This window comes from Ornithinimicrobium avium, assembly GCF_003351765.1.
Lineage (GTDB): Bacteria > Actinomycetota > Actinomycetes > Actinomycetales > Dermatophilaceae > Ornithinicoccus > Ornithinicoccus avius.
Map to the genome: position 1 here is coordinate 3,607,569 of NZ_CP031229.1, position 22,657 is coordinate 3,630,225.

The window sequence follows — 22,657 nt, forward strand, 5'->3', positions numbered from 1 at the left end:
GCCGGCTTCCTCAGGTCCTGGCCCGACCGGCCGGCCGGACGAGGCCCGACTCGTAGGCCAGCACCACGGCCTGCACCCTGTCCCGCACACCGAGCTTGGCCAGGATCCGGGCGACGTGCGTCTTGACCGTCTGCACCGTGATGAACAGGTCCTGCGCGATCTCGGCGTTGGAGCGGCCGGCGGCCACCAGGAGGAGCACCTCGTGCTCGCGGTCGGTGAGGGTGTCCAGCTCCGGCGCCGCGGGCAGCCGGTCGAGGCGGGTGAACTCCTCGATGAGACGGCGCGTGATCGAGGGGGCGAGCAGCTCCTCGCCCCGGTGCACGGCACGCAGACCGGCGAGGAGGGACTCGCGCGGGGCGTCCTTGAGCAGGAAGCCGCTCGCACCGGCGACGAGGGCGTCGTACACCAGCTGCGAGCGGTCGAAGGTGGTGAGCACGAGGACCCGCGTGCCGGGGCAGTCCCGCACCACCGACCGGGTCGCCGCGATGCCGTCGAGGGCCGGCATCTGGATGTCCATCAGGACCACGTCCGGGTCGTGGCGGCGCGCCAGGGCGACGGCCTCGACCCCGTCGGCGGCCTCCCCGACCACGGTCAGGTCCGGTTCTGCCTCGACGATCATCCGCAGACCGGTGCGCACCAGCGCCTGGTCGTCGGCGATCAGGACGGAGATCACGAGGTGACCGCCAGGCCTGCGTGAGCCGCTGCGGCCCCTTCCGCGGCGGGCACGGGGAGCCGGGCACGGACCTCGTACCCCCGTGCGCCGAGCGGACCGTGGGTGAGCGTGCCGCCGTGGAGCGTGAGCCGTTCCGTCAGGCCGGCGAGCCCGGTGCCCGTGCCCCCACGCGACCAGGCCGCCGGGGCGCAGGCCAGTCCGGGACCGTCGTCGCTCACCCGGACGAGGACGTCGTCTCCGTCCCGGTGCACAGCGACCACGACGTGGGCGCCCGGCGCGTAGCGGGAGGCGTTGACCACGGTCTCCCGGACCACCCTGACCACCAGCTCCTCGGTGCTCGCGGGCAGGGGAGGGACGGGGGTGCGCAGCTGTGCGTCCACCCCCGTGCGGCGGGCGGTCGCGACGACCTCCTGGACACCTCCCGCGCCGCTGCCCCCCGGGGTGCCGGCCGCGGCGGCACGGTCGACCAGGTCGAGGCTGATCCTGATCTCCCGGACGGCCTGGCGCGCGGTGGACGCGATGGTCTGCAGGGCTTCGTGCACGACTGGGTCCTGCGCCGGCACCGTCTGCGCGGCGCCCGCCTGCAGGCAGATGATGGTGGCCGCCGAGGCCACGGTGTCGTGCAGGTCGCGGGCGATCGCCTGCCGCTGCCGCGCGGTGGCCAGGGTGACCTCGTCGTCACGGTGCCGCTCGATGGTGCGGAGCAGGTCGTCGAGCACCTGAACCCGCGCCAGGCTGGCGGCCGCGACCGTCCCGGCCGCGGCGGCGAGCGCGAGCACGACCAGCGTCGCGGTCAGCGACTCGCGGTCGATCCCCGCGGGGTCCGTCGCGGCGACAGCGGCGGAGCCCGTCGCGAGGAGGAGGGCGGCGGTCAGGCGGCCGGTCCAGGAGCGCACGTACGCACCGGCCGCGAACCCGACGAGCACCATCGGCAGGATCGGCGTCACCATGTCGTCCAGGCGCACGAGCAGGTGACTGACCACCAGCGTGACCGCGAAGAAGGTCACCACCGCGACCAGCGGACGGCGGCGTCGTTGCGCCAGCGGCCAGGTGAGCGCGAGCGGCGCCAGGACTGCGGCCCAGGTGGGCCCGAAGGCGTGTCCGGTCACCGCCACCTCCACCGAGACCCCGACCGCGGCGAGGGCGGCGAGCAGGTCGATCGCGCCGGTCCCGGGTCGCGGTGCGGGGCCCGTGACGACGGGGACGGCGCCGACCGCCCGCTCAGGCCGGCTGCCGTCCTGGTCCGGCGACGCCGGTCCTCGCCCCGGCGCCGGGCCGCCCCTGAGCCAGCCGATGTGCTCCCGCAGCTGGTCGAGGGCATGCCGCGCGGACCGCTCGATCTCCACGAGCGCGGCCTGCTGGGTCGCCCCCCGCTCATCAGGTCCGGCTCCCGCCGCCCCCTCCGCCAGCACGAGGATCGCCCCCAGGGTCTGGACGACGTCCTCCTGGACCCGCGCCGCGACCCTGGTGGTCTCGGCGATGCGTGCGGCCTCCACCTCGGAGGCCAGCTGCGCGGCGCGGACGACGGAGAGCCGACGCAGCTCGCGGACCTGGCGCCCACGGGCCGCCCACCCCGCGCCGACGAGCGCCGGACAGCCGAGGACGACGATCCAGAAGACCGCGTCGTCGGCCACGGCGTAGTCGCCAGGGTCGGTGACCTGGCTCGTCACCGTCATGAGAGCCGCCCCGACGAGCACCGCGGCGCAGGTCGGGACGGTGCGGGACCAGACGCCGGCAGCCAGCGCGGCCGCCGCGACCAGGAGCACACCTGTGTCCGCCAGGAGGCGTCCACCGGCCAGCGCCTCGGCCAGGGCGAGGGCGCACACGGCCACCAGGACCACGGCCGCCAGGGCCGACCGCCACCGCCGAAGCGCTCTCACCCTCTCAGCCTAGGCACGCGGGAGTCATCCGCACATCACTCCCGGGAGTGACGATCTCGCCGGCGGAGGCGCGCCACGCTCAGGGCATGGACTCCACATCTGCTACAGCACGCACGGGACTCGCCGCGGCGGCGTCGGCCGCACTCTGGACGGCCAAGTCCGTCGCCATCGGCGTGGCCGGGGGCCTGGACCGCAGCCCGGCCGAGACCCCGCTGTTCGTCCTCGGTCTGGTCGCGAGCCTGGTGGCGGTCACCGCCCTTCTCCTGACCTGGACGCGCGGCAGGTCGCCCGGGGTGCGGCTGCTGACCGCGCTGGCCGGCGTGCCCGCCCTCTTCCTGCTCGTGTCGGCGATCGAGTCGGTGGTCCGGCTGGTGGAGCCGAGCAGCCCCGGCTGGGTCTGGTCCGAGCTGAGCCTCTGGGCGGTCGCGGCGGCCGTCCTCGGCGCCGCCCTCGTGGTCCGGCGCGAGAGCGTGCGGCGTCCGAGGACCTCGCGCGTGCGCCGGCCCGCCGGCTGACCAGCCGGAACAAGCCGGCCGCCCGTCGTCGTTGACGGGGCATGCACAGGCACTTCAACGGGCTCAAGACGGTCGTCCTGTTCGGCGCGATCTGGGCGCTGTTCCTCGGGCTGGGCGCGGTCGTCGGGGGTGGTCGCTACCTCTGGCTGTTCGCGCTGTTCGGGGTCGCGACGACGTTCTACAGCTACTGGAACTCCGACAAGCTGGCGATCCGCGCCATGCGCGCCTACCCGGTCACGCGCGAGCAGCAGCCGGGGATGTACCGCATCGTCGAGGAGCTCTCGCAGAAGGCCGGCAAGCCGATGCCGCGGCTCTACGTGAGCCCGACGGCGGCGCCCAACGCGTTCGCGACGGGCCGCAACCCGCAGCACGCGGCGGTCTGCTGCACCGAGGGCATCCTGCACCTGCTGGACGAGCGCGAGCTGCGCGGCGTCCTCGGCCACGAGCTGATGCACGTCTACAACCGCGACATCCTGACCAGCTCGGTCGCGGCCGCGGTCGCCGGGATCATCACCTCGGTGGCGCAGATGATGCTCTTCTTCGGCGGGGGCAACCGGGGCAACGGCGGCAACCCGATCGCGATGCTGGCGATGGCGCTGCTCGCGCCGTTCGCCGCCACCGTCATCCAGCTGGCGATCAGCCGCTCCCGGGAGTTCGACGCCGACGAGGACGGCGCCACCCTCACCGGCGACCCGCTCGCGCTCGCGTCCGCACTGCGCAAGCTCGAGCAGGGCACGGCACGTGCGCCGCTCGCGCCGGAGCCGGCGGTCGTCAACGCCAGCCACATGATGATCGCCAACCCGTTCCGCGCCCGCGACGTCACCCGGATGTTCGCGACCCACCCGCCGATGGACAAGCGCATCGCCCGGCTCGAGGGCATGGCGGACCGCAACCAGCCCGGGATCGAGCGGCTCTGAGCGGCCGGCCCCTCAGCCCGGGGGCACGCCCCGCACGCTGAGCGCGGGCGGGCGGTCGCCGCGGATGCTGGCGACCATGTCCACCACGCGGCGGGTCGCGCGCACGTCGTGGGCGCGGAAGACCGTCGTGCCCAGCCAGGCGGCCACGGCCGTCGCGGCGAGGGTGCCCTCGAGCCGCTCGTCGGCCTCCAGGTCGAGGGTCTCGCCGACGAAGTCCTTGCGCGACAGCGCCTGGAGCACGGGGAAGCCGAGGGCGGCGACGTCGGCCGTGTGCCGCAGCGTGGTCAGTGAGTGCCGCGTGGTCTTGCCGAAGTCGAGGGTGGGGTCCACGAGGATCCGCTCGGCCGGCACGCCTGCGTCCAGGGCCGTGTGCGCACCCCGCGTCAGCACCCGCAGCACGTCGCGGACCACCGCGAGCTCGTCGTCGCCCTCCTCGTCGGCGTAGCGCACGGCGACCGGGTCGGTCCGCGGCGGCAGGCCACCGGTGTGCGAACAGACGACGCCCGCGCCGGTGCGGGCGGCGACGCGCACGAGCTCGGGGTCCGCGCCGGCCCAGGTGTCGTTGACGAGGTCGAGGAGTCCGCCGGCGGCCTCGGCCACCTCGCTGCGCCAGGTGTCGAGCGAGAGCACGAGGTCGGGGTATGCGGTGCGCGCCGCCTCGAGGAGAGGCAGCACCCGGTCCTTCTCCTGGGCGGCGCTGACCTGCTCGCCCTCCTGCCCGGCCCGGACCCCGCCGACGTCCACGATGTCCGCGCCGTCCGCGACCGCCTCGTGCAGGGCCGCGAGCGCGTCGTCGAGCGCGACGTGCCGGTTGCCGGCCCAGAAGGAGTCGCTGGTGCGATTGAGGATGGCCATCACCGCGGGGCGCGAGGAGTCGAAGGTCTGTCCCCGCAGGACGAGCGCGGCGGCGCGCGGGAGCTGCACGGGGCCGGGAAGCACGACTGACCTCATGGGCGCATGGTGCCACCCCGGTGCGTCGCCGCACCGGGTGGCACCCGCGCTTGTCCGCTCCCGGGTCAGTCGCCCCAGCTCTGCCAGTCGATCGACTCGTCCGCGAGAGCCAGGACCGCGTAGTGCATGCCGTCCTCGGTGGTCAGCTTCCACGCCGGGACCTCCAGCGGGCCGCCCGTGTTGCCCCAGATCGTGCCCCGGGTCAGCTCGGCGCCGGTGACGACCTTCTCCTTGAGCAGCAGCGGGATCTTCATGCCGGGCTCCACCGGGAGGGGCTCGGGCATCGTGAAATCGGGCTCGACCGGCATCGTCGTCGCGTCCGTGGCCCAGCTCTCCACGTCCTCGTCCAGGGTGATGCCGTACTCCATGCCGAACTCCCGCTGGCCGTAGCGCTCGACCGCCTCGGTGGCGGAGATCAGCGCGTAGTCGCCGAGCGAGCGCATCTCGCCGAGCATGCCGTAGGCGTTGGTCACACCCTGCTGGCTGATGGTGACGCTGACGTTGAGCTGACCGTTGCGCGGCCCGTCCACCGGCCAGCCCTCGACCATGACCTGGTTGACCGAGTCGTCCTGGTAGTCGGGCACCCGCAGCTCGTAGGCCGAGACGTCGAGCCCCGTCGTGGCCAGGAAGTCCCGCGCCTGGGCGATGGCGTCGTCCTTCGACGGCGCCGGGCCGGAGACGTCCTTGCACCGGGAGGCATCGGGCAGCGCCACGTCCGCACCGAAGGCGTCGGTGAACTCCTTGCGCATCTGCTCCATCTCCCCGTCCGGCAGCTCGGTGTACATGTCCGCGCAGTACGGGTCGGCGAGCAGGTCCGAGTAGTTGAAGTTCAGCGCTCCTCCGGTGCCGTCGACGTTGGCCGCCAGGATCCGGGCGCCGTCCGGGTCGTAGATGACGTCATCACCGAACCAGCCCTGCTCGTCCGGCGTCGTGGGACGCAGACCCTCGAAGGACAGGCGCTCGGCCCAGGCGGTGAGGAAGGCGTCGGGGTCCTCGTCCGACATCAGCGCCCGGACCTCCCCGGTGGTGTGGCCGGTCGGCAGCCCGGCACCGGCGACCAGCCGGACCGGCCCCGGGTCCCAGGCCTGCCCGTCCCCGCCGGCGTACTCCGCGGCGGAGTCGGCATTCATCGTGGTGCTGGCCGAGTCGGGGCCGGCATCCACGGCGCGGCCGCCGATCCCGACCAGCGGGTCCTCGCTGTCGCCCCCCCGGTCGGACGCGCTCTCCTCGCCCTGGCCGGCGGCGACCGTGCCGCCCGCGGGCGACGCCTGCTGCGCGCCTATGGCGTAGCCGCCGGCGCCGAACCCCAGGGCCAGCACCGCCGCGGCGGCGATCCAGGGCGCGCGGATGGTCGGCCCGGCGAACATCTCGTCGTGCAGGGCGGTCGCCGTGTCGGCCTGGCTGGCGGGCGCCTTCTGGGCGATCCGCCTGCGGAGGGTGTGGAGGTCAGGGTGGGAGCCGGTGGCAGGGTCCGTGGCCCGCAGCCGGTTCAGTGCCTCGTCGTCGTGGTCGACCATGATGGTCCTCCTTGCCGGGTGGTGCTGATGAGTCGTGCCGTTCGGGAGTGCGGGAGCGGGGGAGCGGACATCATCAGTGCTCCTCGTCCCAGGCCTCGCGGAGCCGGGCCCTGGCCCGGGAGAGCGCGGCGGCGGCCCCGCCGCGGGTCAGCCCGAGCGCGGCGGCCAGCCCCTCGCCGTCCAGGTCCTCCCAGGCGTGGAGCATCAGGACGCTCCGGTCGCGGGTGCTGAGCCTGGACAGGGCGCGCCGCACCACGTCGTCGGTCATCACCAGATCGGCGGGGTCGACGCTGCGCGAGGCGCTGCCCTCCTCGTGGCCGCCGTAGTCCGACAGGAGCGTCAGGGTGGGCTTGCGACGGTGGTTGGCCAGCACGTAGGAGGCGGTCTTGTAGAGCCAGGGCAGCTCGAAGCCGTGCGGGATCTTCTCCCGGCGCCGCCAGGCCGTGGCGAACACCTCGGCCGCGAGGTCCTCGACGTCCACGTGCGCGGCACGCCGGACGAAGTAGCGGTGGACCGAGGTGGCGTGCTGGGCGAAGAATCCGTCGAACCAGGTGGCGTCCCGCGCGTCGGTGGTCACCGTCGCCGGCCCACCCTCGCCCGCCAGACGAAGCGCCATGCCGTCCCTCCTGCCGCTGGTTGGTGGCGGCGCCCCGGGGTGGGGCGCCGACAACCTCACTATGTCCGCAGGCGTCCTGGTGTTGCACCTCTTCGGCACGGTGCGGGCCCGAGGGGGCCGCAGACGCGGAGACGGGCACCAGGATCGTCCCGGTGCCCGTCGGAGGGTGGCAGGTGCAGGATTCGAACCTGCGTAGGCGTACGCCGGCGGATTTACAGTCCGCTTCCATTGGCCACTCGGACAACCTGCCAGTGCGCGCAGCGCGGCGCGCGGATGAAAGGATAACAGTCCTGTCGCGCACGTCCGAACCGAGCAACTGGAGGTATGCCGCCATGGCCGACTCGTCCTTCGACATCGTCAGCAAGGTCGACCAGCAGGAGGTCGCCAACGCCGTCAACCAGGCAGCCAAGGAGATCAGCCAGCGCTACGACTTCAAGAACGTCGGCGCCAGCGTCGAGCTCTCCGGCGAGACCATCAGGATGACCGCCAGCAGCGAGGAGCGCTGCCGGGCGGTGCTCGACGTGCTGCAGACCAAGCTGGTCAAGCGCGGCGTCTCGCTCAAGCACCTGGACTACAGCAACGACGGCGAGCCCAGGCTCTCCGGTAAGGAGTACCGGCTCGAGGCCGCCCTGCAGTCGGGCATCTCCAGCGAGAACGCCAAGAAGATCTCCAAGATCATCCGCGAGGAGGGCCCGAAGGGGGTCAAGCCGACCATCCAGGGCGACGAGCTCCGCGTCACCTCCAAGTCGCGCGACGACCTGCAGGAGGTGCAGCGCCTGCTCAAGGGCAAGGACCTCGACGTCGCGCTGCAGTTCACCAACTACAGGTGACCGGGTAGCGCCGCGGGACGGTGCATGTCCATCGCCGCGGCACCCCGCGCTAGCATTATGCTCATGCCGAACATAAGGGTTGCCGTCGACGCCCGCCCCAGCCGTCCCGAGCGGATGGGCCGGCTGCCGCTGACCCGTGAGCACCTGCGCCTGCTGCTCGGCTCGGGGACCGGCTGGGCCTTGGACGCCATGGACGTCGGCCTCATCTCCTTCGTCGGCCTGGCCGTCGCCACCCAGTGGGACCTGAGTCGCACCGAGCAGTCGTGGCTGCTGTCGGTCGGCTTCGTCGGCATGGCGATCGGCGCCACCGTCGGCGGGCTGCTCGCGGACCGCTACGGCCGGCGCACGGTCTTCGCGCTGACGCTCCTCGTGTATGGCGTGGCGACCGGGGCCTCCGCGCTCGTCACCGGCCTCGCCGCGCTGCTCGTGCTCCGCTTCCTGGTCGGCCTGGGCCTGGGGGCCGAGCTGCCGGTGGCCTCCACGCTCGTCAGCGAGATGTCGCCGACGCGCATCCGCGGCCGGATGGTCGTGGTGCTCGAGGCGTTCTGGGCCGTCGGCTGGCTGCTCGCCGCGCTCATCGGCTACTTCGTGGTGCCGGTCTCCGACGCGGGCTGGCGCTGGGCCTTCGCCCTCGGCCTCGTCCCGGCCCTCTACGCCGTCGTCGTCCGCTGGGGACTGCCGGAGTCGCCGCTGTTCCTCGAGCGGCGCGGCCGGGTCGAGGAGGCCGAGGCCGTGGTCCGCCGGTTCGAGGCCTCGGCCGGCGTCGAGCCGCAGGAGAGTGCGCCGCTGCCCGCAGCCGCCGCGCGCACCCCGGGCCAGCTGTGGTCGCCCGCCTACCGGGTGCGCACCGCCGGGATCTGGCTGGTCTGGTTCTGCGTCAACTTCTCCTACTACGGCGCCTTCATCTGGCTGCCGACGCTGCTGCACGCCCAGGGCTACGACATGGTGCGCTCCTTCGGCTACACCCTGGTCATCACCCTCGCCCAGCTGCCCGGGTATGCCGTGGCCGCCTTCCTCGTCGAGGTCTGGGGCCGCAGGGCCACCTTGGCGACCTTCCTGGTCGGCTCCGCCATCTCCGCGGCGCTCTTCGGGATGGCCGGCGGCGTCGGCCAGCTCATCGCGTCCGGCATGGCGCTGTCCTTCTTCAACCTCGGCGCCTGGGGTGCCCTCTACGCGATCACCCCGGAGATCTACCCGACGTCGATCCGCGGCGCCGGGGCCGGCGCGGCGGCCGGGTTCGGCCGACTGGCCTCCATCATCGCGCCGCTGTCGGTGCCCTTCGTCCTCGGTTGGTGGGGCGACGCGGGGCTCTTCGCGGTCTTCGGTGCAACCTTCGCAGCCGGCGCGCTCGCGGCATACCTCCTGCTGCCGGAGCAGGCAGGCGAGGTACTTGACGTCGGGTAAGGCTCCGAGTATCCTGCCCCGGACACAGCGGCACCTAGGGGGGCGCGATGTAGCGTCCTGAACCCAGGAGGTTCTCATGGCACGTATCGCGAGTTCGTTGTTCGCAGGGCTTGTGACTGCTGTTGGGATGGCGCCCCCAGCGGAAGCCGACTATCGGAGCGGGGGAAACTGTGCGAGCCAGTACTACACGCACCTGCACACAAACACCTACTCCGACCTCACGCACCGACACACCTACTACCCGACGAGTGGGACGGGGGTGTACTGGGAGAAGAAGACGCTCCACGACTTCAAGACGAAGTCCCCGTATGTCACAGGAACGTGGAGCGCCACCAACAAGACAACTTACGAGGCGTTCGAGATCTTCCAGCGGACGTGCGCCCCCCGTCCGGTACTCGCTCCCTGACCCCATCCGTCCAGTGGCAAGGACACGGCTCCTCGCGGCAGCGGTGGTGTGCGCGACGCTCCTCACGGCCTGTGAGGACTCGCGCTCGGCCCAGGGAGAGAGTGGCGGAGCAGGCCCGTCTGCAGATGCGTCGCCCAGCGGGTCCGCCAGGGGCCTGTCCGTCGAGACGGGGGAGGACCTACCCACCGCGCAGGACGGCACCCGCGGATACCAGGGTCCCGGCAGCGCGGCCGACGCACTCAGGGACAGATGGGAGTACTCGGGCCTCCCCGGTGATCCCCCGGTGGTCGACGTGGTCCGGGTGGTGACGAGCGCGGAGTACAACGAGATCTGGCCGGGGTGCATGGAGGAGCAGGGCTTCCCCACCTCGACCGACCAGTTCGGCCAGCCGTGGATCAAGTTCGAGCGGGAGCACGAGGCCGACGTCGAGCTCGCCTCGTACATCTGCGAGGCGAAGTACCCCTTGGAGCAGAAGTATTACGACCCGTATACCGACGAGCAGCTCCGGACGCTGTACGACTGGCGGGTGAAGACGAACATGCCATGCCTGCGGTCCCACGGACTCGAGCCCCCCGACCCCCCGTCGTTCGAGGCGTTCGTCGCCGAGTACCGGTCCACCGGTTACAAGACGTGGAGCCCGAGAACCGCGCCCGAGCTCGTGGTCCCGCCGGAGAAGGAGGACATCATCTCCGAGGGGTGCCCCGACACACCGCCGGAGGAGATTCTCTACCCGTCCTCGTAGCGCGGCTGGTCGCCGACCGCCGCACGTCGCATACCTGCATGTCCCACTGCGCATAGTTATACTCGATCATGCATGACCTTGCGGCGCGACGGAGCGCCGCCTCCACCCAGCCGTACCTCCGGCCCGCGACCCTAGGATGACCGCATGACAGAGCTCTCCACGAACCAGGACTACATCGACCTCGAGGACCGGGTCGCCGCCCACAACTACAGCCCGCTGCCCGTCGTGGTCGAGGAGGCCGAGGGCATCTGGGTGACGGACGTGGAGGGCAACCGCTACCTCGACGCGCTCTCCGGCTATTCCGCCCTCAACTTCGGCCACCGCCACCCGGCGCTCGTGCAGGCCGCCAAGGACCAGCTCGACCGGTCGACGCTGACCAGCCGGGCCTTCCACAACGACCAGCTCGGGCCCTTCTGCGCCGCACTGGCCGAGCTCGTGGGCAAGGACATGATCCTGCCGATGAACACCGGGGCCGAGGCCGTGGAGACGGCCCTGAAGATCGCCCGCAAGTGGGGCTACCAGGTCAAGGGCGTCACGGACGAGCAGGCGCACATCGTCGTCATGGAGGGCAACTTCCACGGCCGCACCACGACGATCATCTCCTTCTCCGACGACCCGGAGGCGCACGACGAGTACGGCCCCTACACCCCGGGCTTCACCTCCGTGCCCTACGGCGACCTGGCCGCGATCGAGGCCGCCATCACCGACGACACCGTCGCGGTGCTGGTCGAGCCGATCCAGGGCGAGCAGGGCGTGAAGATCCCCAAGGAGGGCTTCCTGCCAGGGCTGCGCGAGCTGTGCACGAGCAAGAACGTGCTGATGATCGCCGACGAGATCCAGGCCGGTCTGGGCCGCGTGGGCACGACCCTTGCCTGCCAGTACGAGGACGTCGAGGCCGACATCTACACGCTGGGCAAGGCGCTCGGCGGCGGCATCGTCCCGGTCTCCGCTGTCGCGGCCGACGCCGACGTCATGAACGTCATCACGCCCGGCACCCACGGGTCGACCTTCGGCGGCAACCCGCTGGCCGCCGCGGTCGGCAAGGCGGTCTGCGACCTGCTCGCGACCGGCGAGCACCAGAAGAACGCCGCGGCCCTCGAGGGCCAGTTCCGCGAGGCGCTCGAGGCTCTCATCGGCCAGGGCGTCGAGGAGGTCCGCGTCCGCGGGCTCTGGGCCGGCGTCGACATCGACCCCGACCTGATGACCGGCAAGGAGGCGTGCAAGCGCCTGGCCAAGAAGGGTGTGCTGGCCAAGGACACCCACGGCTCGACCATCAGGCTTGCCCCGCCGCTGACGATCACCTCCGACGAGCTGAAGATCATCACTGACGCCCTCACCGAGGTCGTCACCGAGGCGCGCGAGGGCTGACGCCGGCCCACGCCTCACAGCAGTCCCGTCCCGTGGGTCTCGTCAGCGTGGGAGTCGGCACCGTTCCCGACTTCCACGTGACGAGAACTGCGGGACGTCCTGCTTCGGGCACCCGCGGCCGGGTCAGCCGCCGACCGCGGAGCGCAGGCGGGCGGCCAGCTCGCGGACCCTGCCCCGCAGCTCCGGCGGGTCCAGCACCTCGAAGTCCACCCCGAGCCAGAGCGCCTCGATCGCCAGGTAGTCGAGGGTCTCCGCCCCCGTCTCCAGCTCGCACGTGCCGTCGCCCAGGTCGGTCAACGTCCCGGCGTTCTGCGGGACCCGTGCGGCGATGTCGTCGAGCGGTGCACGGATCCGCAGGCGCGCGACATACCGGTAGGGGGAGCGGATCACCGAGTCGCGCACGTAGTCGACCGGGTCGGGAGCCTCCCGCGGGGCGAAGCGGAAGGTCGTGGCGTGCACCCGGCCGACCTCGACGCGGTCCAGCCGGAAGGAGCGCCAGTCGGCCTTGCCGACGTCGAAGGCCAGCAGGTACCACCGCCGCCCCATCGCCACGACCCGGTAGGGCTCGACCCGGCGCTCGCTCGCGGCCCCGTCCCGCGCGCGGTAGGCGAAGTAGAGCAGGACCCGGTCCCGGCAGGCCCGGGCGACGGTGCTGAGCAGCCGCGCGTCGACCGGCACGTTGACGCCCTCGACGGCGACCACGGCCTGGCTGATCGCGTCCACCTCGCCCCGCAGCGACGCGGGCAGCACCTGGTCGAGCTTGGCCAGCGCGCGCAGCGCCGACTCCTCGACGCCGCTCACCGAGCCGCCGGCGGCCAGCCGCAGGCTGACGGTGACCGCGACCGCCTCCTCCGGGTCGAGCAGCAGCGGGGGCAGCTTGCCGCCCGCCCCCAGCTGGTAGCCCCCGCCGACACCGGTGCTCGCCCGCACCGGGTAGCCCAGCCTGCGCAACCGCTCCACGTCCCGCCGAACGCTCCGCGTCGTCACGCCGAGCCGCTCCGCCAGCTCCGGCCCGGTCCACATCGCGCGGCCCTGCAGCAGCCCGAGCAGCTGCAGGACGCGCCCGGTCGTGTCGGTCATGCGGACAGCCTCCCACGGTCTGAGGACCGCTCCTGTCCGCATGGGGTGCCACGATGACAGGTATGGAGAACACCTCACCGTCCGCGACCACCGCTGCCGTCCACGTCGTGCTCGTGCCGGGCTTCTGGCTCGGCGCCTGGGCCTGGGACGACGTCCTGCCCCACCTGCGGGAGCGCGGTCTCGATGCCGTCGCCCTCACGCTGCCCGGCCTGGAGGCGGACCATGCCGACCGCGGGTCGGTGACGCTCGAGGACCACGTCCGCGCGATCGAGGAGGCGATCGCGGCGGCCCCGGAGGGCGTCCGGGTCGTCCTCGTCGCGCACAGCGGCGCGGCCATCCCGGCGACCGTCGCCCTCGACCGGCACGTTGACGCCGTCGACCACGTCGTCTGGGTCGACACTGCCCCGGTCGTCGACGGCTTCGCGATGAACGTCGACGTCGAGGGCGACGAGTATCCCCTGTCGGCGCAGTGGGACGAGGAGCTCGAGGGCGGCTCGATGGTCGGGCTCTCCGAGGAGCAGCTCGCGACCTTCCAGGAGCGTGCGGTCCCGCAGCCGACCGGCTCGATGCGGGACGCCGCGCACCTGACCGACGAGCGTCGCCTGGACGCGCCGATGACGCTGGTGGCGACCGCCTTCCCGAGCACCGAGTACCGCTCCGGCGCGGAGCACGGCGTCCCCTTCCTGGCCGGGCTCAAGGAGTTCCGCAACCTGACGATGGTCGACCTGCCCACCGGGCACTGGCCGATGTGGAGCGAGCCGGAGCGGCTGGCGGGGCTGATCGCGTCGGCGGGCACGCCGGAGACCGCCGACGGGGGCCGCCCGGCTGCCGTCGGGGAGGACTCATGACCGGGACACCCACCTCTGCAGACCTCGTCCCGCAGCTGGTCGACCAGCTGGACTTCATCTGGAGCAACCAGGCACGGGCACGCCTGGAGGGTCTGACCGACGAGGAGTACCTCTGGGAGCCCGTCCCCGACTGCCTCAGCGTCCGGCACCGGGACGAGGCTGCGCCGGGCCTGGTGACGCTCCGCGTCGGCGGGGGTGACTGGTTGTGCGACTGGGCCCATCCCGAGCCCGACCCGGCGCCCGTGACGACCATCGCCTGGCGCCTCGCGCACGTGATCGTCGGCGTCCTGGGCGCGCGGGCGCACGCCCACTTCGGCGGGCCGCCCTGCGACTACCAGAGCTGGGTCTACGCGGGCTCGGCCGACGACGCGCTGGCCCAGCTCGACGCGGCCTACGACGCCTGGAGCTCCGGCGTGCGCGGGCTGACCGCCGAGACGCTGGCCCGCCCCGTCGGGCCGGCCGAGGGGCCGTGGCAGGACCACCCGATGCTGACCCTGGTGCTGCACGTCAACAGGGAGGTGATCCACCACCTGGCCGAGGTCGCGCTGCTGCGAGACCTGTGGCTCCGCCTCGGTCAGGAGGGTTCCGTGCACTGAGGGCACAATGACCTGTGATGGAGGTCGTGCTCGAGGTCGTCGTCGGGGTCGTGGTCGGCCTCGTCATGGGCACGCTCGGGGCCGGCGGCGGGATCATCTCGGTGCCGGCCCTGGTCTTCCTCCTCGGTCAGCCGCCCGCCGTCGCGACGACGACGTCCCTGGTGATCATCGGCACGACCGGGGTCTTCTCGGTCGTCCAGCACGGCCGGGCCGGCAACGTCGCCTGGGTGGACGGTTGTGCCTTCGGCGTCCTGGGGGCCGGCGGGGCGCTGCTGGGCTCGAGGGTAGCGACCGTCGCCGACCCGCGCCTGACCCTGGGCCTCTTCGCGGTGCTGCTGGTGATCACCGCCTCGGTGATGTGGCACCGGTCGAGGACCGAGGAGCGAACCGACCCCGACGAGCGCGAGCCCGACCGCTGGCTGACGTGGCGACCGTTCTCGGTGGATCCGAGGCGTGGGGTGCTCGTCCTCGTCGTGGCCAGCGCCGCGGGCGTGCTCACCGGCTTCTTCGGGGTAGGGGGCGGCTTCGCGATCGTCCCGGCGCTCACGCTGGTGCTCGGCATGCCGATGGCGCTCGCGGTCGGCACCTCGCTGCTCGTCATCACCCTCAACTCGGTGACGGGAGTGCTGGGACGGCTCGGCACCGATCTGCACCTCGACTGGTCGCTCATCGTCGTCTTCACCGTCGCGGCGGTACTCAGCAGCCTGGTCGGCGGCCGGGTCGGCCGCCACGTCGACCCGGCCCTGCTGCAGCGCGGCTTCGCCGTGATGCTGCTGCTCGTGGGCGTCTATACCGCTGCCAGCACCGTCCTGCTCTGAGCGGACGGGCGGGCTTGGCCTCAGGCTGCTGTGCCATGGAGGCGCTGCGACCGCAGTTCCGTACCGGCAATGCGGATCTGGCGGGAGCAGTCGGCGCTCGTCGGCGCCTGCAGGGAGGAGCGTGGATGGCCTGTCGAGGTCGACCCGGAGGGAGGGGTGGTCGCCTTCGTCCCGGACCAGCAGGTGAGGCGGCTGAAGGAGTCCTGGTACATCTGCTGGGCGTCCTACCCTCCCAGGAGCGCTGGCTGCACGACCGGGCCACGGGTCGGGACTGGATGCCGTACTTCGACGTCGAGGGCGCTCCCGACGAGGAGCTCCTGCGGCGCTGCCCCGCCTCGCCCGAGGACGACGTGCTCTACGGAGGGTGAGGGCTCTCAGGCCTCCTGCGCCCCCGGCGTCCATCGCTCGACGTCCTCGAGCATCGCCGAGCCGAGCCAGGTCTGCGGCACGCCCATGCCCTCGACCAGCTCGACGGCCACCGGTCGCAGCTCGCCGCACAGCCGGTTGATCTGGGCGGTGACCGCCTTGGCGCGCGCGGCGGACATCCGGTTGTGGGCCTGGAACCAGCCGGCGTCGGCCTCGATCGAGCTCAGCGCGTAGAGCGAGCACAGCCGCTCCAGCGTCTCGCGGACCGCGCCCTCCTCGCAGGCGTCGATCCCGGCGACGAAGGCCTCGAGCACGACCCGGTCCATGTGGGTCCGGGCCGCGAGCAGCACGTGGTCCTGCGCGGCGTTGAAGGTGGCGAACGCGTCGTCGCCCTGCGCCTTGCGCAGCCGCCCGGCGAGCGTCTCCAGCACGTGGCGCTCCCGGTCGGTGAACATCGACAGGTGCCACCCGCGGTCGAGCAGCGTCTGGTCCTCGGAGCGTCGCGCGGCAGCCGAGATGAGCCGGTCGACCAGCGGCCGCACCGACGTGGCCTCGAGGACCTGCTGGCCGAGCATCCGGGCCCCGGCCGCGACCATCGCGGCCGTGTCCATGTCGCCCCACATCTCCTTGTAGCCGGTGAGCAGGCCCTTGGCGACCAGCTGCAGCAGCACCGTGTTGTCGCCCTCGAAGGTGGCGAAGACGTCGGCGTCGCCGCGCAGCACGGTCAGACCGTTCTCGGCCATGTAGCCCGCGCCGCCGCACGCCTCGCGGCAGACCTGGACGGTGTCGTTGGTGAACGCGGTGATGAGCGCCTTGAGTCCCGCGGCGCGGGTCTCCAGCTCGCGCTGGGCCTCCTGGTCCTTCTGCGGCAGCTCGTGCAGCTCCTGGAGCCGCTCGACCACCTCGTTGACCGCGAAGGTGTGCGCGTAGGCCGTGGCGATCGCCGGGATCAGCTTGCGCTGGTGGGTCAGGTAGTCCAGCAGCACCACGTCCGCACCGTCGGGGGCGGCGAACTGGCGGCGGCGCACGGCATACCTCGTGGCGATCGAGAGCGCCTTGCGCGAGGAGGCCGCGGCGCCCGCGGCGACGCAGATGCGCCCGCGGACCAGGGTGCCGAGCATGGTGAAGAAGCGCCGGCTGTCGCTCTCGATGTCCGAGACGTAGGTGCCGTCGTCGTCGATCCCGCCGTAGCGGTCCAGCAGCATCGAGCGCGGCACCCGCACCTGGTCGAAGGAGATCGTGCCGTTGTCGACGCCGTCCAGCCCGCCCTTGGCCCCGTTGTCGCCGAGGGTCACCCCCGGCACGGGCCGCCCGGTCTCGTCGCGCACCGGCACGAGCGCGACGTGCACCCCGTGACCGGTGCCGTCCACGACGAGCTGGCCGTAGACCGCCGCCATCCGTGCGTCCTCGGCGGCCGCGCCGATGTAGGTCTTGGTCGCCGACGGCGTGGGGGAGTGCACGACGAGCTCGTCGGTCTCCTTGTCGTAGGTGATGGTCGTCTCCAGCGAGGCCACGTCCGAGCCGTGCCCGAACTCGGTCATCGCGTAGCAGCCGATCTGCTCCAGGGACAGCAGCGGCGGGAGGAACTGCTCGTGGTGGCGCGGCGTCCCCAGCGCCGTGACCGCCCCGCCGTAGAGCCCGAAGTGGACGCCGTTCTTGACGGTCAAGGACAGGTCGCCGTGCGCGATCATCTCGAAGTCGACGCAGGAGCGGCCGACGTCGTCGAGCCCGCCCTGCGCCGCGGGGAAGCCGCTGCCGGCCTGCCCGGTCTCGACGACGTCGCGCAGCGCCCGACGGGTCCACTCGCGCGCCTCGGGCACGGTCTGTGCGGGGTCGCGCACCATCATCGTGGCGGGCAGGCTGGCGCGGGCCTGGTCGCGCACGGGGCCGTAGCGGCCGCCGGTCGCGGCCCGCAGCCCGGCACCGAGCTCGGTGAGCCGCTCCCGGGTGCGCTGCGTCCGGGCCTCGTCGGTCGCGGCGGCGGGCATCGCCAGGTCGGCGTCGGGGGTGGGCACGTGGGTGGGGCTCTCGGTGGTCATCGGATCCTCCAGCGGGTATGGGGTTCGCGTTCGCGGGTGGTGGTCAGGGGTGGTCGGTGGTCGCCAGGGCCGGGTCGATGAGCGCCACGACGGCCGAGGTGACCTCGTCCACGGTCAGGGCGCCGGTGCCGTTGGCCCGGGCGGTGAGCCAGCGGTCGGACACCGAGCGGACCAGACCGACGATGCCCTGGCCCCACACGAGCGAGAGCACGTCGGCCTCGTCGGCGCGGCCGGCGGCGACCAGGTGCTCGTGCAGCGTCGCGGCCAGCTGCTCGGAGATCCGGTCGGTGATCTCGTGGACGGGGTCGCCGGCCTCGCCCGCCTCACCGCTCTCCAGCGGCCGGTTGACCACGAAGCGGTAGATCTCCGGGTCGCGCTCGACGAGCGCCAGGTAGGAGCGGACCATCGCCGAGATCCGCTCGACGACGTCGCCGCCGGCGGCCGCCGCCTCGGCGAGGTCGGCCAGGATCGTCTCGTCCACCGCTGCGACGACCGCCCGGTGCAGCCCGGCCCGGTCGCCCAGGTGCCGGTAGAGCACCGTCTTGCTCGTCGCCCCCTCGGCGGCGATCTCGTCCATGCCGACGCCGGCGCCGCGGTGGCGGATCGCCCGCAGCGCAGCCTCGACCAGCTGCCGGCGGCGCCTGGCACGGTGCGCCTCCCAGCGCATGTCGCGACCGTCGCGGACGCCGCCGCGAGGAATCTCGCGGGCACCGTCGCGGCGCTCGGGTCCGTCGGTCGACGGGCCGCGCGGGGTGCGGGAGGCTGGGGTCATGCCCGACAGGGTATCGCGTACGTCATGTATCGGCTACAGTCGGTACCGGATATCCTTTCCCCCTCCCGCCGCCCCGCGGCGGGCGCACCGATGAGGAGACTCGCGTGCCCGACAGTCCCAACCCCCGTGACGCCGTGATCGTCGGCGGCAACCGCATCCCCTTCGGCAAGGCCGGCGGGGCGTACGCCGCCGCGTCCAACCAGGCGATGCTCACCGCCGCGCTCGACGGCCTGGTCGCCCGCTTCGGCCTGGCCGGCCAGCAGGTCGGCGAGGTGGCCGCCGGTGCCGTGCTCAAGCACGCGCGCGACTTCAACCTCACCCGGGAGACGGTCCTCGGATCCGCGCTGGCGCCGACCACACCGGCCTACGACCTGCAGCAGGCCTGCGGCACCGGCCTGGAGACCGTCATCCAGGTCGCCAACAAGATCCAGCTCGGCCAGCTCGACTCCGGCATCGCCGGCGGCGTCGACTCCGCCAGCGACGCCCCGATCGCCGTCGGCGAGGGGCTGCGCAAGGCGCTGCTCAAGGCCAACCACGCCAGGACGCCGATGCAGCGGGCCAAGGCGCTCGCCGGCATCCGCCCCGGCGACCTGGCGCCCGAGTCGCCCCGCAACGCCGAGCCCCGCACCGGGCTGTCGATGGGCGAGCACCAGGCCCGCACGACCAAGGAGTGGGGCATCACCCGCGAGGCGCAGGACGAGCTGGCGGCGGCCAGCCACCACCACCTCGCGCAGGCCTGGGACTCCGGCTTCTTCGACGACCTCGCCACCGGTTTCCTGCGGCTCTCCCGCGACCAGGGCCTGCGTCCGGACACCTCGGTGGACAAGCTCGCCACGCTGCAGCCGGTCTTCGGCAAGGGCGAGGGCGCCACGATGACCGCCGGCAACTCCACACCCCTCTCCGACGGCGCCGCGCTCGTCCTGCTCTCCTCGCGGGAGTGGGCCCAGGAGCGCAACCTGCCCGCGCTCGCCCGCTTCGTGGACGCGGAGGTCGCCGCGGTCGACTACGTCTCCGGCGACGAGGGTCTGCTCATGGCACCCGCGTATGCCGTGCCGCGCCTCCTCGCCCGCCAGGGGCTGACCCTGCAGGACTTCGACTACTACGAGCTGCACGAGGCCTTCGCCTCCACCGTGCTGGCCACCCTGAAGGCGTGGGAGTCAAAGGAGTTCTGCCGCGACCGGCTGGGCCTGGACGCGCCGCTGGGGTCGATCGAGAGCAGCAAGCTCAACGTGCACGGCTCCTCGCTCGCCGCCGGCCACCCGTTCGCCGCCACCGGCGGCCGCATCGTGGCGACGCTGGCTAAACTCCTGCACGAGAAGGGCGCGGGCAGCCGTGGCCTGGTGTCCATCTGCGCTGCCGGTGGGCAGGGCGTCGTCGCGATCCTGGAAGGGTGCTGACCATGGCAGACCTGATGCAGATCCTCACCTCCAACCCGATCGCCCGGCAGCTGGGCGTGCCCCAGCCGACCAACCTGCGGCGCGGGCGCGAGCTGCCCTCCGGCCCGGTCGTGCTGGCGACCGCCGGCGGCGCGAGCGCCCTCGCCCGCGAGGCCGTCGAGCTGCTCGGCCTCACCCCGCAGGACGCGCTCGTCGACACCCCGCAGACCCGGGTGACGCAGACCGACGACGACGGGCGCACCCGCGAGGTGCCCACCCCGTACCCGTCCACGATCGGCGCCGTCGTGCTCGACGCGACCGCGCTGACCACGATCGAGGACCTCGAGGGCGTGCGCGGCGCGCTGCGCCCGGCGCTCAAGGCGCTGGAGCCCTCCGGCCGCGTGGTCGTGCTGGGCGTGGAGCCGGAGACCGCCGGCGCGCCCACCGCCGTCGCTGCCCAGCAGGCCCTGGAGGGCATCGTGCGCAGCGTCGGCAAGGAGCTCCGCAAGGGCGCCACGGCCAACCTGGTCCGCGTCGACCTGCTGACCGACGCCCCGACCACGGCCGCCGACCTGGCCTCGACCATGTCCTTCCTGCTCGAGGGGCGCTCGGCCTACGTCTCCGGGCAGGTGCTGCACGTGGGGCACGGCGCCGCCGCGCACGCCGCCGAGGTGTCCTCCCGGCCGTTCGAGGGTCAGGTCGTCGTCGTCACCGGAGCGGGGCGCGGGATCGGCGCGAGCATCGCGGAGACCTTCGCCCGGGACGGGGCGCTCGTCGTCGCCGTCGACGTCCCCGCGGGCGGTGAGGGGCTGGCCGCTGTCGCCAACCGGATCGGCGGGCAGGCGCTCCAGCTCGACATCACCGCGCCCGACGCGGGGGAGCGGATCGCCGCGCACGTGGCCCAGCGCTTCGGCGAGGCGGCCCGGATCCACACGGTCGTGCACAACGCCGGCATCACCCGCGACAAGCTGCTCGTCAACACCGACGAGGAGCGTTGGGGCAGCGTGCTCGAGGTCAACCTCGCCGCGCAGACCCGGATCAACGCCGTCCTGCTCGACCCGGCGCTGCCCGGCGGTCTCGACGACGGCGGCAGCATCGTCGGCGTCGCCTCGACCTCCGGGATCGCCGGCAACCGGGGGCAGGCCAACTACGCCGCCTCCAAGGCGGGCGTGATCGGCCTGGTCCGCGCCATGGCGGCCGACCCGGCGCTCGCCGCCCGGGGCATCACGGTCAACGCCGTGGCGCCGGGCTTCATCGAGACCGAGATGACCGGCAAGATGCCGATGGCCACCCGCGAGGTCGCCCGCCGCATCAACTCGCTGCAGCAGGGCGGGCGCCCGGTCGACGTGGCCGAGGCGATCGGCTACCTCGCGGCGCCGGCCTCCGGCGCGGTCAGCGGCCAGGTGCTGCGGGTCTGCGGCCAGAGCCAGATCGGGGCGTGAGCGTGAGCGACCTCGACGTGCGGCTGCTCGACGCCGCGCCGAGCCTGCCGGCCACCCTCGCCCGGGGCGTGGCGACCGGTCTGGGCCGGCCGGGTGCCTCCGGCTCGCTGCCGCGGCACCGGCTGGTGCTGGCCGGGGTGGAGCAGGACGTGCGCCGGCTGGCCGACTACTGCGACCTGACCGGCGGGGTGCTCGGTGACGCCGTGCCGGTCACCTGGCTGCACGTGCTCACCTTCCCGCTGCAGGCCCGCCTGATGGCCGGGCGCGACTTCCCCTTCCCGATGCTCGGGATGGTGCACGTCGCCAACTCGATGACCCAGCACCGCCCGGTCCGCGTCGCCGAGGAGCTCGTGCTGAGCTCCTGGGCCGAGCACCTCGCCCCGCACCGCAGGGGCCACACCGTCGATCTCGTCGGTGAGGCCAGGGTCGGCGAGGAGGTCGTCTGGCAGGGTCGCTCGACCTACCTGGCCAGGGACAAGGACGGCTCGGGGCAGGTCGGCGGCGCGCAGCCGGCCACGGACCGTGGCGAGGCGTCCGCGGTCCGGACCGGGCCGGCCATACCGGAGCAGGAGCTGGCGACCTGGCGGCTGCCGTCCGACCTGGGCCGGCGGTACGCCGCGGTCGCCGGGGACGCCAACCCGATCCACCTGTCGGCCCTCGCGGCGAAGGCCTTCGGCTTCCCGCGGGCGATCGCGCACGGGATGTGGACGCACGCCCGCGCGCTGGCGGCGGTCGCGCCGCGGCTGCCCGGCGCGTTCCGGGCCGACGTGCGCTTCGTCCAGCCTGTGCTGCTCCCTTCCACCGTCGTGCTCCGCGGGGACCGGGCGGAGGGTATGGCGCTGGCCGTGACCTCCCGCGACGGCTCCCGTTTCCACATGTCCGTGCAGGTCAGCCAGGTCTGAACGGCCACCGTGGGGGTGCCGGGAGCACCGTTTTGGTCCAGCCCGGCACCCTCATGTAAAGTTGCTTCTCGCTGCCTGCGGGTCCCGTGCGGACCGGCAGGACCACGGCCCGCCCCTATAGCTCAGTCGGTAGAGCGTCTCCATGGTAAGGAGAAGGTCAACGGTTCGATTCCGTTTGGGGGCTCTGGCAGGCCGGCCCTCCAGGGTCGTCCTCCCGAGGCGGGATAGCTCAGCTGGTTAGAGCGCACGACTCATAATCGTGAGGTCGCGGGATCGAGCCCCGCTCCCGCTACCGAGCACCGTCGTACCACCACCATTTCGAGAGTAGGTTGCACCAGTGGCCACCAAGAGCGCCGACGTCCGCCCCAAGATCACTCTGGCGTGCACGGAGTGCAAGGAGCGCAACTACATCACCAAGAAGAACCGCCGGAACAACCCCGACCGGATGGAGCTGCTCAAGTTCTGCCCGCGCGACGGCCGGCACACGATCCACCGCGAGACCCGCTGAGGCCAGACCTCCCGCGCAGGACCGTCACCCGAGCCGGGTGGCGGTCCTTCGTCGTCGCCGGGGCCCTGTCCCGTCGGGCGCTGGCGGCTCG

The 22,657-nt window shown here is 72.8% G+C and carries 22 protein-coding genes and 3 tRNA genes; 16 read left to right on the top strand and 9 right to left on the bottom strand.

Going from position 1 to position 22,657, the window contains the following annotated elements; all coding sequences use genetic code 11:
- Positions 1-10: 10 nt before the first annotated feature.
- Together DV701_RS16580 and DV701_RS16585 are read right to left on the bottom strand one after the other, a co-directional pair.
- Positions 11-673, bottom strand: a complete 663-nt coding sequence (locus DV701_RS16580; protein ID WP_114929947.1) for a response regulator — start codon at positions 671-673, stop codon at positions 11-13.
- A complete protein-coding gene (locus DV701_RS16585) occupies positions 670-2,553 on the bottom strand; it encodes a sensor histidine kinase (protein WP_162803104.1) in 1,884 nt (627 codons plus the stop codon). Before DV701_RS16585 ends, DV701_RS16580 begins: the two co-directional genes overlap by 4 nt.
- 86 nt (positions 2,554-2,639) lie before the next feature.
- Between DV701_RS16585 and DV701_RS16590 the strand changes: the two genes are divergently transcribed.
- Both DV701_RS16590 and htpX read left to right on the top strand, forming a co-directional pair.
- Entirely contained in the window at positions 2,640-3,068 is a 429-nt protein-coding gene (locus tag DV701_RS16590; protein ID WP_162803105.1) for a hypothetical protein, read from the top strand.
- Positions 3,069-3,109: 41 nt separating this feature from the next.
- The gene (gene htpX, locus DV701_RS16595) at positions 3,110-3,985 is read left to right on the top strand and encodes a zinc metalloprotease HtpX (RefSeq protein WP_114929953.1); all 876 of its coding nucleotides are present in this window, start codon (positions 3,110-3,112) and stop codon (positions 3,983-3,985) included.
- 12 nt (positions 3,986-3,997) lie between these two features.
- Here htpX and folP read toward each other — a convergent pair whose 3' ends face one another.
- The 4 genes from folP to DV701_RS16615 form a co-directional block, all read right to left on the bottom strand.
- Complete coding sequence (gene folP / locus DV701_RS16600; protein WP_114929955.1) at positions 3,998-4,936, bottom strand: dihydropteroate synthase; 939 nt, start codon at positions 4,934-4,936, stop codon at positions 3,998-4,000.
- Between the two features lie 65 nt (positions 4,937-5,001).
- Positions 5,002-6,453, bottom strand: a complete 1,452-nt coding sequence (locus DV701_RS16605; protein ID WP_114929957.1) for a hypothetical protein — start codon at positions 6,451-6,453, stop codon at positions 5,002-5,004.
- Between the two features lie 73 nt (positions 6,454-6,526).
- On the bottom strand, positions 6,527-7,069 hold the full coding sequence (locus DV701_RS16610) for an RNA polymerase sigma factor (RefSeq protein ID WP_114929959.1): 543 nt from the start codon (positions 7,067-7,069) through the stop codon (positions 6,527-6,529).
- A gap of 167 nt (positions 7,070-7,236) precedes the next feature.
- A tRNA-Tyr gene (locus DV701_RS16615) sits at positions 7,237-7,319 on the bottom strand.
- 82 nt (positions 7,320-7,401) lie between these two features.
- On the opposite strand from DV701_RS16615, the gene DV701_RS16620 reads away from it, so the two are divergent.
- The 5 genes from DV701_RS16620 (at position 7,402) to rocD (ending at position 11,819) form a co-directional block, all read left to right on the top strand.
- Complete coding sequence (locus tag DV701_RS16620) at positions 7,402-7,899, top strand: YajQ family cyclic di-GMP-binding protein (RefSeq protein ID WP_114929961.1); 498 nt, start codon at positions 7,402-7,404, stop codon at positions 7,897-7,899.
- A gap of 63 nt (positions 7,900-7,962) precedes the next feature.
- A complete protein-coding gene (locus tag DV701_RS16625) occupies positions 7,963-9,303 on the top strand; it encodes an MFS transporter (protein WP_202863571.1) in 1,341 nt (446 codons plus the stop codon).
- A gap of 76 nt (positions 9,304-9,379) precedes the next feature.
- A complete protein-coding gene (locus DV701_RS16630) occupies positions 9,380-9,709 on the top strand; it encodes a hypothetical protein (RefSeq protein WP_114929965.1) in 330 nt (109 codons plus the stop codon).
- A 283-nt stretch (positions 9,710-9,992) separates the two neighbouring features.
- A complete protein-coding gene (locus DV701_RS16635; RefSeq protein ID WP_162803106.1) occupies positions 9,993-10,451 on the top strand; it encodes a hypothetical protein in 459 nt (152 codons plus the stop codon).
- A 144-nt stretch (positions 10,452-10,595) separates the two neighbouring features.
- Positions 10,596-11,819: an ornithine--oxo-acid transaminase gene (gene rocD, locus DV701_RS16640; RefSeq protein ID WP_114929969.1), complete on the top strand. Its 1,224-nt coding sequence runs from the start codon at positions 10,596-10,598 to the stop codon at positions 11,817-11,819.
- 123 nt (positions 11,820-11,942) lie between these two features.
- On the opposite strand, the gene DV701_RS16645 is transcribed toward rocD, so the two are convergent.
- Positions 11,943-12,899 (bottom strand): helix-turn-helix transcriptional regulator, encoded by a 957-nt coding sequence (locus tag DV701_RS16645; RefSeq protein WP_114929971.1) that lies wholly within the window; start codon positions 12,897-12,899, stop codon positions 11,943-11,945.
- A gap of 62 nt (positions 12,900-12,961) precedes the next feature.
- On the opposite strand from DV701_RS16645, the gene DV701_RS16650 reads away from it, so the two are divergent.
- The 3 genes from DV701_RS16650 to DV701_RS16660 are packed head-to-tail and all read left to right on the top strand — an operon-like array spanning position 12,962 to position 15,161.
- On the top strand, positions 12,962-13,747 hold the full coding sequence (locus DV701_RS16650) for an alpha/beta fold hydrolase (RefSeq protein WP_114929973.1): 786 nt from the start codon (positions 12,962-12,964) through the stop codon (positions 13,745-13,747).
- Positions 13,744-14,343, top strand: a complete 600-nt coding sequence (locus DV701_RS16655; protein ID WP_114929975.1) for a DinB family protein — start codon at positions 13,744-13,746, stop codon at positions 14,341-14,343. Before DV701_RS16650 ends, DV701_RS16655 begins: the two co-directional genes overlap by 4 nt.
- A gap of 17 nt (positions 14,344-14,360) precedes the next feature.
- Positions 14,361-15,161, top strand: a complete 801-nt coding sequence (locus DV701_RS16660) for a sulfite exporter TauE/SafE family protein (RefSeq protein ID WP_114929977.1) — start codon at positions 14,361-14,363, stop codon at positions 15,159-15,161.
- A gap of 374 nt (positions 15,162-15,535) precedes the next feature.
- Here the strand turns inward: DV701_RS16660 and DV701_RS16665 are convergent, their stop codons facing one another.
- Positions 15,536-17,566 carry an acyl-CoA dehydrogenase family protein gene (locus DV701_RS16665; protein WP_114929979.1) on the bottom strand — a complete coding sequence of 677 codons (2,031 nt, stop codon included), beginning with the start codon at positions 17,564-17,566 and terminating at the stop codon, positions 15,536-15,538.
- A 43-nt stretch (positions 17,567-17,609) separates the two neighbouring features.
- Positions 17,610-18,338, bottom strand: coding sequence for a TetR/AcrR family transcriptional regulator (locus DV701_RS16670; protein ID WP_114929981.1), 729 nt, complete (start codon positions 18,336-18,338; stop codon positions 17,610-17,612).
- Positions 18,339-18,442: 104 nt separating this feature from the next.
- On the opposite strand from DV701_RS16670, the gene DV701_RS16675 reads away from it, so the two are divergent.
- The 6 genes from DV701_RS16675 (at position 18,443) to rpmG (ending at position 22,566) form a co-directional block, all read left to right on the top strand.
- Positions 18,443-19,735: an acetyl-CoA C-acetyltransferase gene (locus tag DV701_RS16675; protein WP_114929983.1), complete on the top strand. Its 1,293-nt coding sequence runs from the start codon at positions 18,443-18,445 to the stop codon at positions 19,733-19,735.
- A 2-nt stretch (positions 19,736-19,737) separates the two neighbouring features.
- Positions 19,738-21,156 (top strand): 3-oxoacyl-ACP reductase, encoded by a 1,419-nt coding sequence (locus tag DV701_RS16680; RefSeq protein WP_114929985.1) that lies wholly within the window; start codon positions 19,738-19,740, stop codon positions 21,154-21,156.
- A 2-nt stretch (positions 21,157-21,158) separates the two neighbouring features.
- Positions 21,159-22,058 (top strand): MaoC/PaaZ C-terminal domain-containing protein, encoded by a 900-nt coding sequence (locus DV701_RS16685; RefSeq protein WP_162803107.1) that lies wholly within the window; start codon positions 21,159-21,161, stop codon positions 22,056-22,058.
- 111 nt (positions 22,059-22,169) lie between these two features.
- Positions 22,170-22,242 (top strand) — tRNA-Thr (locus DV701_RS16690).
- Between the two features lie 34 nt (positions 22,243-22,276).
- Positions 22,277-22,350: transfer RNA gene (locus DV701_RS16695), tRNA-Met, on the top strand.
- A gap of 45 nt (positions 22,351-22,395) precedes the next feature.
- A complete protein-coding gene (rpmG, locus tag DV701_RS16700) occupies positions 22,396-22,566 on the top strand; it encodes a 50S ribosomal protein L33 (RefSeq protein WP_114929990.1) in 171 nt (56 codons plus the stop codon).
- Positions 22,567-22,657: the final 91 nt, after the last annotated feature.